This is a genomic window from Microbacterium sp. CFBP 8794, assembly GCF_014841235.1.
Classification (GTDB): Bacteria; Actinomycetota; Actinomycetes; order Actinomycetales; family Microbacteriaceae; genus Microbacterium.
Map to the genome: position 1 here is coordinate 230819 of NZ_JACYTT010000001.1, position 11803 is coordinate 242621.

9 protein-coding genes are annotated in these 11803 nt (G+C 72.9%); 2 read left to right on the top strand and 7 right to left on the bottom strand.

The features are described from left to right. Window positions 1-78: 78 nt before the first annotated feature. Genes IFU19_RS00985 through IFU19_RS00995 form a run of 3 tightly spaced genes read right to left on the bottom strand, consistent with a single transcriptional unit; the run spans window position 79 to window position 3629 of the window. Entirely contained in the window at window positions 79-1860 is a 1782-nt protein-coding gene (locus IFU19_RS00985) for a cytochrome b/b6 domain-containing protein (RefSeq protein ID WP_192012675.1), read from the bottom strand. Between the two features lie 27 nt (window positions 1861-1887). After that, window positions 1888-2853, bottom strand: coding sequence for an electron transfer flavoprotein subunit alpha/FixB family protein (locus IFU19_RS00990; RefSeq protein ID WP_192012676.1), 966 nt, complete (start codon window positions 2851-2853; stop codon window positions 1888-1890). Continuing rightward, complete coding sequence (locus tag IFU19_RS00995; RefSeq protein WP_192012677.1) at window positions 2853-3629, bottom strand: electron transfer flavoprotein subunit beta/FixA family protein; 777 nt, start codon at window positions 3627-3629, stop codon at window positions 2853-2855. Before IFU19_RS00995 ends, IFU19_RS00990 begins: the two co-directional genes overlap by 1 nt. 174 nt (window positions 3630-3803) lie before the next feature. Here IFU19_RS00995 and IFU19_RS01000 point away from each other — a divergent pair, with 174 nt between their 5' ends. Then, on the top strand, window positions 3804-4331 hold the full coding sequence (locus tag IFU19_RS01000) for a MarR family winged helix-turn-helix transcriptional regulator (RefSeq protein WP_070409122.1): 528 nt from the start codon (window positions 3804-3806) through the stop codon (window positions 4329-4331). Between the two features lie 88 nt (window positions 4332-4419). On the opposite strand, the gene IFU19_RS01005 is transcribed toward IFU19_RS01000, so the two are convergent. The 3 genes from IFU19_RS01005 to IFU19_RS01015 all read right to left on the bottom strand — a co-directional run bounded on the left by IFU19_RS01005 (window position 4420) and on the right by IFU19_RS01015 (window position 7268). After that, window positions 4420-5208, bottom strand: coding sequence for an enoyl-CoA hydratase-related protein (locus IFU19_RS01005; RefSeq protein ID WP_055940711.1), 789 nt, complete (start codon window positions 5206-5208; stop codon window positions 4420-4422). An 80-nt stretch (window positions 5209-5288) separates the two neighbouring features. After that, window positions 5289-6467: an acyl-CoA dehydrogenase family protein gene (locus tag IFU19_RS01010; RefSeq protein WP_191915444.1), complete on the bottom strand. Its 1179-nt coding sequence runs from the start codon at window positions 6465-6467 to the stop codon at window positions 5289-5291. An 81-nt stretch (window positions 6468-6548) separates the two neighbouring features. Next, a complete protein-coding gene (locus IFU19_RS01015) occupies window positions 6549-7268 on the bottom strand; it encodes a VIT1/CCC1 transporter family protein (RefSeq protein WP_192012678.1) in 720 nt (239 codons plus the stop codon). Window positions 7269-7432: 164 nt separating this feature from the next. Here IFU19_RS01015 and IFU19_RS01020 point away from each other — a divergent pair, with 164 nt between their 5' ends. Next, window positions 7433-10930 (top strand): choice-of-anchor I family protein, encoded by a 3498-nt coding sequence (locus IFU19_RS01020; protein WP_192012679.1) that lies wholly within the window; start codon window positions 7433-7435, stop codon window positions 10928-10930. Window positions 10931-11036: 106 nt separating this feature from the next. Here the strand turns inward: IFU19_RS01020 and IFU19_RS01025 are convergent, their stop codons facing one another. Beyond that, window positions 11037-11753 (bottom strand): Type 1 glutamine amidotransferase-like domain-containing protein, encoded by a 717-nt coding sequence (locus IFU19_RS01025; RefSeq protein ID WP_192012680.1) that lies wholly within the window; start codon window positions 11751-11753, stop codon window positions 11037-11039. Window positions 11754-11803: the final 50 nt, after the last annotated feature.

Sequence of the window (11803 nt, forward strand, 5' to 3'; positions counted from 1 at the left end):
TCGTCGAAGACGCACCCGTTCGTCAACGAACACATACGTCCTGGGCGATCGAGTGCGGCCTCGGCACCCCACCCCGGATCAGCGCTGCTTGACGTCGCCGAACAGGCGGGCGATCGGCACGAGCACGCGCGGGCGGGCGGCCACCCATCCGGCGGCCATCACCAGCAGCGATGCCGCGAAGATCATCAGACCGGTCGGATCGCTGGTGTACTCGCCCGGGTCGACGGACCCGCGGGCGGCGTACATGTGATTCAGGTTGCGCAGGGCGCCGGTGGCCAGCACGAGGCCGACGTGCACCACGATGAACGCCACGAAGAACAGCATCACCGGGAAGTGGATCTTGCGCGCCCACTCCACCGGGTACAGCCGGTTGAGACGCTCGGCGTCTTTCGGCCATACGCCCGACAGTCGCACACCGCTGATGATGGCCAGGGGCGCGGCGACGAACGTGATCGCGAAGTACGACAGCTGCTGCAGGCTGTTGTAGTTGACCCAGCCGTTCTCGGTCGGCCAGTCGAGCGACACGTACTGCAGGGCCGCCGACAGGGCGTGGGGGAAGACCTCCCATGAGGTGGGCACGATGCGCATCCACTGCCCCGTGGTGAACAGCAGCACCACGAAGATCACGCCGTTGGCGATCCACAGGATGTCGATCGCCTGATGGAACCACAGGCCCAGGCTGATGCGGCGCCGCTTGTTCTTGCGCGGTGACCAGAACGCCGCGGGGCGCTTCTCGCGCCGCACCTGCCAGCCGGTGCGGATGATGAACAGCAGGAAGAAGCTGTTGAGGAAGTGCGACCAGTTCAGCCACACCGGCAGACCGACGGGCGCCCCCTCGGGCAGCGGGTACTCGCCCGGGAACGCCGCGAGGAACTCCCGCCCCGGCTCGAGCGCCAGGACGAAGCGCGCGAGCAGCACCACGATGGCCGCGAGCGCGAGCGCGAACACGCCCAGCACGGCGGCCGATCCGAGCCACTGCACCGCCGTGTACGGACCGAGCCGCTTCGGCTCCGCGCCTTTCGACCGGTGTGCGGATGCCGCGGCCCCCGGCCAGACGGTTCGGGGCACGGTCAGCGGCGGTCGAGGCGCGGCGGGGGTGACGGCATCCGGCGACGGCATCGCCGCGTCGGTGGGAGCGAACGCGGGCGCCTGGTCGGCGGACGGGGTCGGCGTCGAGGGGGAATCGGAGCGCGGTTGCTCCGCGGGCAGCGCCGCGGCGGGCGGGGTCGGCGTCGAGGGGGAATCGGAGCGCGGTTGCTCCGCAGGCACCGCCGCGGCGGGCGATGGCTCCGACGGCGCGGACGACGGGCGCACGGATGCCGGCGGCCAGGGCTCGCCGCCCGGCTCGCGCGGCAGTCCCCGGCGCACGTCCGACGCGGCGTCACCCGACGCGGCTTCGCCCGACGCCTTCGCGACGGTGTCGTCGCCGGCACCGGTCGACCCGGACGGAGGGACCGTCTCGGCCGCCGCGGCGCCCACGCGCGGACGCGCTCCGGCGATGGTGGGCTCCGCCGCGGTCTCGGGCGTGATGTCGGTCGGCGCCGGCGCGAGAGCCGGCGGCCAGGGCTCGCCGCCCGGCTCCCGCGGCAGCCCCCGCCGCACCTCGGGCGTGCTCGCACGCGCGGTATCCGCAACCGCGGGGCCGCCGGTGGCGGGGGTCGCGGTCGGGAGCGCGGCGTCGGACTGTGACTCCGGCTGGTGCGACGCGGCCTGCTCCGGCTCGGCCGATCCGGTGCCGAGCGGTGCCGCCGACGCGTCGGCGGAGTCCTGCCCGGGCGCGCCGGACGCCGCGGGCGGCCAGGGCTCCCCGCCGGGGATGCGCGGCAGCCCGCGACGCGGGGTGGGTGATGTGGACGCCATCTACTTCGTGGGGCTACTTCTCGCGGGCTACTTCTTGCGCGCGGCGAGCGCGCTGAGGAGTTGCGGGACGACGGTGAACAGATCTCCGACGATACCGAAGTCGGCGATGGCGAAGATGGGCGCGTCGGGATCTTTGTCTATCGCGACGATCGTGCGCGCGGTCTGCATGCCCGCGCGGTGCTGGATCGCGCCCGAGATTCCCAGGGCGACGTACAGCCGCGGTGACACCGACACCCCCGTCTGCCCGACCTGCGCCGCCGCCGGCACATATCCCGCGTCGACGGCCGCGCGCGAGGCGCCGACGGCCGCTCCGAGCGCGTCGGCGAGCTGCTCGACGAGAGCGAAGTCCTCACGCGAGCCCACCCCGCGTCCGCCCGCGACGACGGCCGCGGCTCCGCGCAGTTCGGGGCGCGACGAGGGCGCGGCGGTCTCGGCGAAGCGCTCGATCCGGGCCGCCGGGGCACCGGATGCCGTCACCTCGAGCCGGTCGACGACGAGGGGCTGCGCGTCGAGGCGCCCGTCGACGGCGCCGGGGCGCAGCGTCGCGACGAGGGGGCCGAAGGTCGGAGCACCCTCGACGGTGAAACCGCCGCCGAAGGCCGAGTGCCGTGCGACGACGCCGAGGTCGTCGCGGCCCAGGCCCACGATGTCGGTGGCGAGCGGGAGCCGCATGCGCGCCGCCAGTCGCGCGACGGCATCGCGCGCTTCGACGGCGTTCGAGGCCAGCACGAGGGCGACGTCTTCGCGCGCCACCGCCGCCGCCAGCGCATCGACGACCGGCACGGTGAGGGCGTCGGCGTCGGTGCCTGCGGTGAGCACGCGCACGGCCCCGAGCTCGGCCGCCTCGGCGGCGGCGCCCTCGAGCGCCGCCTCGGGGGCGGCGATCAGGGCGACGGGATCCCCCACCGCGGCCGCCGCCGTCAGCAGCCCCGGCGCCGATGCGGCGAGCGCGCCCCCGGGAAGCACCTCCAGCAGAACCAGCGCCGCGCCCATCACGCCACGCCCTCGGCCACGAGGAACGCGGCGAGCTTCTCGCCCGCATCGCCCTCGTCGACGATCTTCGTGCCCGCCGTGCGGGGCGGACGTTCGGCGACCGAGAGCATGATGTAGCGCGGCACGGCGGGGTTCTCGGCCTCGACGCCGAGCGCTTCGGCATCGAGGGTCTCGTACGGCTTCTTCTTGGCCGCCATGATGCCCTTGAACGTGGTGAAACGCCCCTCGGGGAGCGCCTCGGTGATCGAGACGACCGCCGGCAACGCCGCCGACACCCGCATCGTCCCCGCGTCGCTCACGCGATCACCGGCCACCGCGGCCTCCGATACGTCGACGCTCGACAGGGCGGTCAGCTGCGGCACCCCGAGTATCTCGGCGATCATCGCGGGAACGACCGCTCCGCCGCCGTCGGTCGACAGGTTGCCCGCGATGACGAGGTCGAACCCGGTGCGTCGGATCGCGGCGGCCAGCACCTCGGCGGTCAGCAGCAGGTCGGCGCCGCGCAGGGTGTCGTCGACCACGTGCACGGCCGACGTCGCCCCCATCGCGAGGGCCTTGCGCACGGTCGCGGTCGCCGAGGCGGGCGCCATCGTCAGCACCACCACCTCGGTTCCCTCGTGCGCGTCGGCGTAAGCGAGGGCGGCCTCGACGGCGCGTTCACCGATCTCGTCGAGCACCGGCGCCGACGCTCCCCGGTCGGTCAGACCGGTTTCGAGGTCGAGACGACGCTCCCCCCAGGTGTCGGGTACTTCCTTGATCGCGACCACGATCTTCATCGACGCGGCTCCTTCGGTCGGGGGACGGATGCCGCGGCCTCGCCGCGGTCGGAAAGTGGTGGCGGGGAATGCACGGCCCTCGCGTCCGTCGAGGGGACGAGAACCCGCCGCGCGGCGCACCGCCGCCCGGCGCGGGCCGCGCGCGAGGGGTACCGTGAAGCGCGAGGAGGACCGATGACGCGACGACTGCCCGCCGACCCGATCGCCGAGGCCAAGCGGCAGTGGCTGGCGCACGGGTGGGACGACGCCGCCGACGGCATGACGGTCGTGACCTCGGTGATCCGTGCGCACCAGTTGCTGATGGCATCCATCGACCGGGCGCTGAAGCCCTTCGACCTGTCGTTCTCGCGGTTCGAGCTGCTGCGGCTGCTCGCCTTCACCCGCGAGGGACGAATGCCGATGGCCAGCGCCATCGCGCGTCTGCAGGTGCATCCGACGAGCGTGACGAACACGGTCGAGCGACTCGCGCGCGACGGATACGTGACCCGCGAACCGCACCCGACCGACGGCCGGGCCGCGCTGCTGTCCCTCACCGAGGCCGGTCGGCGGCGCGTCGACGAGGCGACCGACGCGCTGAACGCGGTGTTCGCCGACCTGGGGCTCGAGGACGACGACGCGACGGCGCTGGTGCGGATCATCGCGCGCTTCCGCAAGGGTGCCGGCGACTTCGCCGACCCCGCGCCCGTGCCCGACCCGCTCTGAATCTCGCCGAGGCCCCGTGCCGCGGTCGTCCCGCGCGGCAGCAGCACGCGGTGGACGCCCGCCGCGAGATCCCGCCGCGCCACGCCGTTCATCGGTGGGTGAACGACGGAGCCCGCTTCTCGCGGAACGCCGCCATCCCCTCTTTCTGGTCGGCGGTGTCGAAGAGGGCGGCGAACGCCCGTCCCTCGAAGCGCAGCCCCTCGGCGAGGGTCGACTCCATCGCCACGTCGAGGGCGGCCTTCGCCGCGTACAGGGCGGGCAGCGGCTTCTCGGCGATCGCCGTCGCGACCGCCTCGGCCTCCGTGAGCAGGTCGGCGGCCGGCACCACGCGCGACACCAGTCCCGCGCGTTCGGCCTCGGCGGCGTCGATCATGCGGCCCGTCAGCACGAGTTCGGCGGCCTTGTAGTAGCCGAGCGCCCGCACGAGCCGCTGCGTTCCGCCCATGCCCGGAATGACCCCCAACTGCACCTCGGGCTGACCGAACCTCGCGCGATCGGAGGCCAGGATCACGTCGCACATGAGCGCGAGCTCGCACCCGCCGCCCAGGGCGTACCCCGACACCGCGGCGATGACCGGGGTGCGGACGGCGGCGAACCGACTCCACGCCCCGAAGTGGTCGGTGAGCGTCATGTCGAGTCCCGACATCTGCTCCATCTCTTTGATGTCGGCGCCCGCGGCGAAGGCCTTCTCGCTGCCGGTGACGACGATCGCGCCGATACCCGTGTCGGCGTCGAAGGTTTCGGCGGCGGCGACCACGTCGCGCATCGTCTGGGTGTTCAGGGCGTTGAGCGCCTCGGGGCGGTCGAGCGTGATCCACCCCACGCGACCTCGCCGCTCGACCCGGATCGTCTCGTACCCGGCATCCTGCTCCGTCATGTCACTCCCGTCGTGTCGGCGCGGACGACCCCGCACCGGCATGCTCGCACGCTCCCCCGACATCGGGCGAGCCTCTGGCGTCAGGCGGCCAGCACGCTCCGGCCGACGATCAGACGCATGATCTCGTTGGTGCCCTCGAGGATCTGGTGCACGCGCAGGTCGCGCACGACCTTCTCGATCCCGTACTCCTGCAGATAGCCGTAGCCGCCGTGCAGTTGCAGGGCCTCGTTCGCGACACGGAAGCCCACGTCGGTCGCGAAGCGCTTCGCCATCGCGCAGCGGGTCGCGGCATCGGGGGTCTTCGCGTCGAGGGCCCGCGCCGCGTCGCGCACGAGCAGCCGCGCGGCCTCGAGCTCGGTGGCCATGTCGGCGACGGCGAACACCACCGACTGCTTCTCGGCGAGCGCCTCGCCGAACGTGAAGCGCTCGTGCACGTACGCGACGGAGCGGTCGAGGGCCCAGCGGGCGCCACCGATCGAGCAGGTCGCGATGTTGAGTCGCCCGCCGTTCAGCGCGGTCATGGCGATCGAGAACCCCCGGCCCTCGCCCCCGAGCAGGTTCTCGGCCGGCACGCGCACCTCGTCGAGGATCACGGGACGGGTGGGCTGGGCGTTCCAGCCCATCTTCTTCTCGTTCGCGCCGAACGACAGTCCCTCGGCGTCGGCGGGCACGAGGAACGCGCTGATCCCGCGCGCCCCCGGCTCGCCCGTGCGAGCCATGACGACGTAGACCGAGGCCTCGCCGGCACCCGAGATGAACTGCTTCACGCCCGTGAGCACGTACGTGTCGCCGTGACGGATGGCCGAGGTGGTGATCGCCGCGGCGTCGGAGCCGGCACCCGGCTCGGTGAGGCAGTACGCACCCAGGTCGTCCATGGCGACGAGGCCGGGGAGCCACCGCGCTCGCTGCGCCTCGTCGCCGTAGGCGTCGATCATCCACGCGACCATGTTGTGGATCGTGATGTAGGCCGTCACCGTCGGGTCGCCGTACGCGAGCTCCTCGAAGATCGCCACGGCGTCGGCCCGCGACAGCCCGGCGCCGCCCACGTCTTCGCTGACGTAGACGCCGCCGAGACCCAGCTCTCCCGCGCGCCGCAGCACGTCGCGGGGGAAGTGCTTCTCGGCATCCCATTCGAGGGTGTGCGGAGCGAACTCCGTCGCGGCGAAGTCGCGGACGGCGTCGAGGATGGCGGTGCGCTCTTCTGCCGACAGCGCGCCCGCGGGTGCGGCGGCGAGCGCGGGAGCAGGGGTGGTGTCCATGCGGCTCTCCTTCGTGGAGCGACGGCGTCGTCGCCTTCCTCAGATTACCTGGACGTCCTTGTAATTGATAGGGGGGTCGACTTACGCTGCCAGGCCGCCGAACAGCGAGCCGACGACGTACGTCGCCCCGAGCGCGAGCGCCCCGCCGACCACCATCCGCACCACCGCGCGCCCCCGGCGGGCTCCGCCGATCCAGGCGGCGACGTACCCGGTGACGGCCAGCGCGAGCAGGACCGCCGCGCACGTCGCCGCCACGCGTACCTCGACCGGGAGGAGCAGGATCGTGAGCAACGGCAGCAACGCCCCGACCGTGAAGGCCACCGCCGAGGCGAACGCCGCCGTCCACGGGCTCACCACGTCGTCGGCGTCGATGTTCAGCTCGACCGAGAGGTGCGCCTTCAGGGCGTCGGATGCCGTGAGCTCGGTCGCCACCCGTGTCGCCGTCTCGGTCGACAGTCCCCGGGCTTCGTACAGTCCCACGAGCTCGGTGAACTCGGCATCCGGGGCCTCCGCCAGTTCGCGGCGCTCCTTCTCGATGAGCGCGTGCTCGCTGTCGCGCTGACTCGAGACCGAGACGTACTCACCGAGCGCCATGGACACCGCCCCACCGACCAGCGCCGCCATGCCCGCCACGAGCACGGGAGCGACCTCGCTCGTCGCCCCGGCCACGCCCACGACGACGGCGGCGGTCGACACGATGCCGTCGTTGGCCCCGAGCACCCCGGCGCGCAGGCCGTTGAGTCGCTGCGCGAGGCCCTGACGGTGCGGTTCGTCGGGGTGGGCACCGGACGGCGTGGTCATGCGCTCAGGCTAGACCGGCTCGGCCGCGACGGGAGGGCCGCGTCGCCGTTCGCCCCGCGTTCACCCGCGGGACACCGCCCCCGGGCAGACTCGCCCCGTTCGCCGCCCCCGCGGCGTGCCCGTGCCGCCCCACCGCACGCCACCCCTGCCCCGAGGACACAGCCATGCCTTCGCCCTTCCTTCGCCGTACCGTCGCGCTGACCGCGACCGCGGCGGCCGTGTGCGCGCTCGCCCTGTCGAGCGTCACCGCGGCGTCCGCCGCCATCGTCGCCGATCCGGTGCGCGACTCCCCCGCCGACAGCGCGGTGAGCCTGCGCCCGATCGGCACCTACGAGACCGGGGTGTTCGACCAGTCGGCCGCCGAGATCGTGCACGCGTACAGGAACCGCCTGTTCGTCGTCAACGCCCAGGCCGGGGCCGTCGACGTGCTCGACAGCAGCACCCCGACCGCTCCCGCCAAGCTGTACTCGATCACCGGGACCGGCGTCGCCAACTCGCTCGCCGTGCGCGCCGACGGACTCGGCGTGGTCGCCCTCGAGAACGTCGACAAGACGGCCCCGGGTCGCCTGGTGTTCTTCGACGCCGACGCCGCCGAGCCCACCGTGCTCGGCGAGGTCACCGTCGGAGCCCTCCCCGACATGGTCACCCTCTCGGCCGACGGCACGGTCGCCGTCGTCGCCAACGAGGGCGAGCCCGCCGACGACTTCACGGTCGACCCCGAGGGGTCTGTCGGTATCGTCACCCTGCCCGCCGAGAAGGCGGCCCCGAGCCAGGATGCCGTGCGCACGGCCGGGTTCGGAGCCTTCGAGCAGGGCGGGTCGATGACCCTCGACCCCGCCGTCCGCGTCTTCGGCCCCGACGTCGCCGCCCCCGACCAGGGCGACACCCCGCTCGACGCGAACCGCGTCAGCCGCAACCTCGAGCCCGAGTACGTCGCCCTCGCCGGCGGCACCGCCTACGTCGCCCTGCAGGAGGCCAACGCCGTCGCGACCGTCGACCTGGCGTCGGCCTCGGTCACCGGCATCCGCCCCCTCGGGTTCAAGGACTACGGCGTCGAGACCCTCGACGCGAGCGACCGCGACCCCGAGGACGCGCCGACCTACACGCAGAAGACCTACCCCGGCCTGTTCGGCATGTACATGCCCGACGGCATCCAGGCCTACGAGGCGAACGGTGAGACCTTCCTCGTCACCGCCAACGAGGGCGACGGCCGCGAGTGGGGCGCGTACAACGACACCGCCCGGGTGAAGGACCTCGGCGACGACGGCCTCGCCCCCGTCTGCGCCGACAGCCCGCTCGCCGGCTCGCTCGGCGACGCCGACCTGGGCCGCCTCAACGTCGCCACCGACATGGGGCTGAACGCCGACGGCACCTGCTACTCCGAGCTGTACACGTTCGGCGGCCGCGGCTTCTCGGTGTGGACCACCGAGGGCACCCAGGTGTTCGACTCGGGCTCCGACTTCGAGCGGATCACGCACGACGCCAACCCGGAGTTCTTCAACTCGAACCACTCCGAGTCGAACCTCGAGGGCCGCAGCGACGACAAGGGCCCCGAGCCCGAGAACCTCGCCATCGGGCAGGTCGACGGACGCACCTACGCCTTCATCGGTCTCGAGCGCGTGGGCGGCGTGATGACCTACGACATCACCGACCCCGCCGCCGCGAGCTACGCCGGATACGTCGACAACCGCGACTTCTCGGTGTCGGTCGAAGACCAGCTGACCGGAGACGAGACCGCCGACCGCGCGCTGCTCTCGAACGCCGGCGACCTCGGCCCCGAGGGCATCGACTTCATCCCCGCCGACGCCTCGCCCACCGGTCGTCCCCTCGTCGCCGTCGGCAACGAGGTGTCGGGGACGACGACGCTGTTCGCGGTCGAGAACCCGAACGTGAAGAACATCGACATCCTCACGATCAACGACTTCCACGGTCGTCTGGAGGCAGGGTCCCAGGGCGAGGCCGGCGCCGCGGTCATCGCCGGAGCGGTGAAGGCCGCCGAGGCCGCCAACCCGAACACCGTGTTCGTCTCGGCCGGTGACAACATCGGAGCCTCGACGTTCACCTCGCTCATCCAGGACGACTCCCCCACGATCGACACCCTCGTCGCCTCCGGCCTCGACGTCTCGGCCGTCGGCAACCACGAGTTCGACCGCGGCTTCGCCGACCTGACCGACCGGGTGCTGCCCGAGTACGGCGGCGGCGAGTTCGGGCTCGGCGCGAACGTCTACAAGAAGGGCACGAAAGAGCCCGTGCTCGACGAGTACGCGATCAAGGTCGTCGACGGGGTGCGCGTGGCCTTCATCGGCACCGTCACCCCCGACACCGCCACCATGGTCGACCCGGCCGGCGTCGCCGACCTGGAGTTCGGCGACCAGCTCGAGGCCGCCGACCGCGTCGCCGACGAGATCACGGCCGCGGGCTCCGCCGACGTCATCGTGCTGCTCACCCACTCGGGCGCCGCGGTGTCGGACGACTGCGCCGCCATCGCGGCCGACCAGGCCGGCTTCGGCAACCTGGCCGTGAACGCCTCGCCCGAGATCGACGCGATCGTCTCGGCGCACACGCACCAGACGTACGCCTGCGACCTGCCCGTGGCCGGAACCGACCGCACGCGTCCGGTGATCCAGGCGTCGGAGTACGGCAAGGCGATGGGTCAGCTCTCGCTGAGCTGGGACACGCGCACCGGCTCGCTGGCATCCGTCACCGGCACGACCTTCCCCCTCGAGGGCGCGTTCGCCCCGGATGCCGCGATCGAGGCGCGCGTGGCCGAGTACGTCGCGCAGGCCGACGTCATCGGCGCGAAGCCCGTCGGCGAGATCAGCGGCGACATCCTGCGCGGCGGCATCCCGTCGGGCAGCGACCGAGGCGTGGAGTCGTCGATGGGCAACTCCGTCGCCGACGTGTACCTCTGGGCGACGTCGCAGAACCCCGCCTTCGCCGGCACGAAGGCGCAGATCGCCCTGATGAACCCGGGCGGCCTCCGCGCCGACCTGCTCGAGGGCGACGACGGCGTGGTCACCTACAAGGAAGCGGCACTGGTCCAGCCCTTCGCCAACACGCTCGTGACGGTGACGCTGACGGGTGCGCAGATCCGCGACGTCCTCAACGAGCAGTGGAAGGCCGAGGGCGACCGCCCCAAGCTGCACCTGGGCGTGTCCGACGGCTTCACCTACGAGTACACGCAGGATGCCGCGAACCCCCGCGTGGGCTCGGTCGTCTCGATGGCGTACGAAGGCACGGCGATCGCCGACGGTGACACGTTCACCGTGGTGACGAACTCGTTCCTCGCGAACGGCGGCGACGGCTTCCCGACCTTCGCGGCCGGCACCGACCGCACCGACACCGGTCAGATCGACCTCGACGCGACGCTCGCGTACTTCGCCGCGACGCCGGTAGTCGACCCCGCGCCGCTCGGTCGCGCGATCGTGGCCTCGGCCGAGAACCCGGGCGGCGGTGACCCCGGCCAGCCCGGCACCGAGCCGACTCCCGCGCCCGGCCAGCCGGCACCCGGTCAGCCCGCGCCGGGCCAGCCGTCGGGCGACCGCCCCGGCAGCGACCTCGCGAACACCGGCGCACAGGCACCGTGGGGACTCGCCCTCGCCGGCGGATTCCTCGTGGTGGCCGGTGGCCTGGCCTTCGCCCTGCGGCGGCGCACCGTCTGACGCACGGACGTCGGAACGGCCCTCACCCTCACGGGTGGGGGCCGTTCTGGTCAGGGCTTGTCGACGCGGGGATCCCACGAGCCGGCCGTCGACAGGCCGACGAGCATCAGGCAGAACGCAGGGCGACGCGAACGCCGGGGGACGCCGCGGTGACGTGCCAGACGTGCCCCGAACCCGACACGGTGCTCGCGCCTTCGGCATCCACGATGAGCGCCGTGTGCTCGTCGATCGCCACGCCCTCCGTCACGAGTTCCGCATCGACCGCGGCCACGAGACGCGACAGGGTTCCCCACTGCGCCGCGTGCACGTCGACGGCGAACGACACCAGGCCGAGACCGTCGCGGATCTCGAGTTCGTCGAGCTCTTCACCCGCATCTTCGGATGCCACCTCGATTCCGCCCAGCCGGTAGCCGCCGGCGAGCGCCTGTCCCGCCGCGATCGCCGCGCCCGCCGAGAACCCGGCGTAGGGCATGCCGTCGCGCACGCTGCCCGCCACGGCAACCAGGATCGGCGCGAGAGCGTCGAGGTACGCGGGCGTGAGGCCCCCGCCCACGAACACCGCATCGGCCCTCGACACCTCGGCGTCGAAGGTCCCACCCTCGACGATCGCCGCGACGCGCAGCTCGGCGGCCGCCGCCCCCGCCGCCTCGAGCACCGCTGCGAAGCGAGCGACCGAGGAGTCATCGTCGGCCTCGAGTACGAGCAGCACGGCGATCACGGGAGGGCGGTCGTCGGCCCGCGCCCGCGCCTCGACGACGAAGGGACGCAACAGCGCGCCGCAGCGCGCGACGTCGCGCCCGCCGCCGAGAAGGTGAACGCTCATGCGCCCCAGTATCGCGGCCCCGAGGCGCCGCCGGAGCGCGCACAACCGCG

Bases quoted from the DNA above. Each gene is read 5' to 3' on its own strand.
- IFU19_RS00995 (WP_192012677.1), bottom strand. From the start codon at position 3,629: ATGAAGATCGTGGTCGCGATCAAGGAAGTACCCGACACCTGGGGGGAG.
- IFU19_RS01025 (WP_192012680.1), bottom strand. From the start codon at position 11,753: ATGAGCGTTCACCTTCTCGGCGGCGGGCGCGACGTCGCGCGCTGCGGC.
- IFU19_RS01010 (WP_191915444.1), bottom strand. From the start codon at position 6,467: ATGGACACCACCCCTGCTCCCGCGCTCGCCGCCGCACCCGCGGGCGCG.
- IFU19_RS01020 (WP_192012679.1), top strand. From the start codon at position 7,433: ATGCCTTCGCCCTTCCTTCGCCGTACCGTCGCGCTGACCGCGACCGCG.
- IFU19_RS00990 (WP_192012676.1), bottom strand. From the start codon at position 2,853: ATGGGCGCGGCGCTGGTTCTGCTGGAGGTGCTTCCCGGGGGCGCGCTC.
- IFU19_RS01005 (WP_055940711.1), bottom strand. From the start codon at position 5,208: ATGACGGAGCAGGATGCCGGGTACGAGACGATCCGGGTCGAGCGGCGA.
- IFU19_RS01015 (WP_192012678.1), bottom strand. From the start codon at position 7,268: ATGACCACGCCGTCCGGTGCCCACCCCGACGAACCGCACCGTCAGGGC.
- IFU19_RS01000 (WP_070409122.1), top strand. From the start codon at position 3,804: ATGACGCGACGACTGCCCGCCGACCCGATCGCCGAGGCCAAGCGGCAG.
- IFU19_RS00985 (WP_192012675.1), bottom strand. From the start codon at position 1,860: ATGGCGTCCACATCACCCACCCCGCGTCGCGGGCTGCCGCGCATCCCC.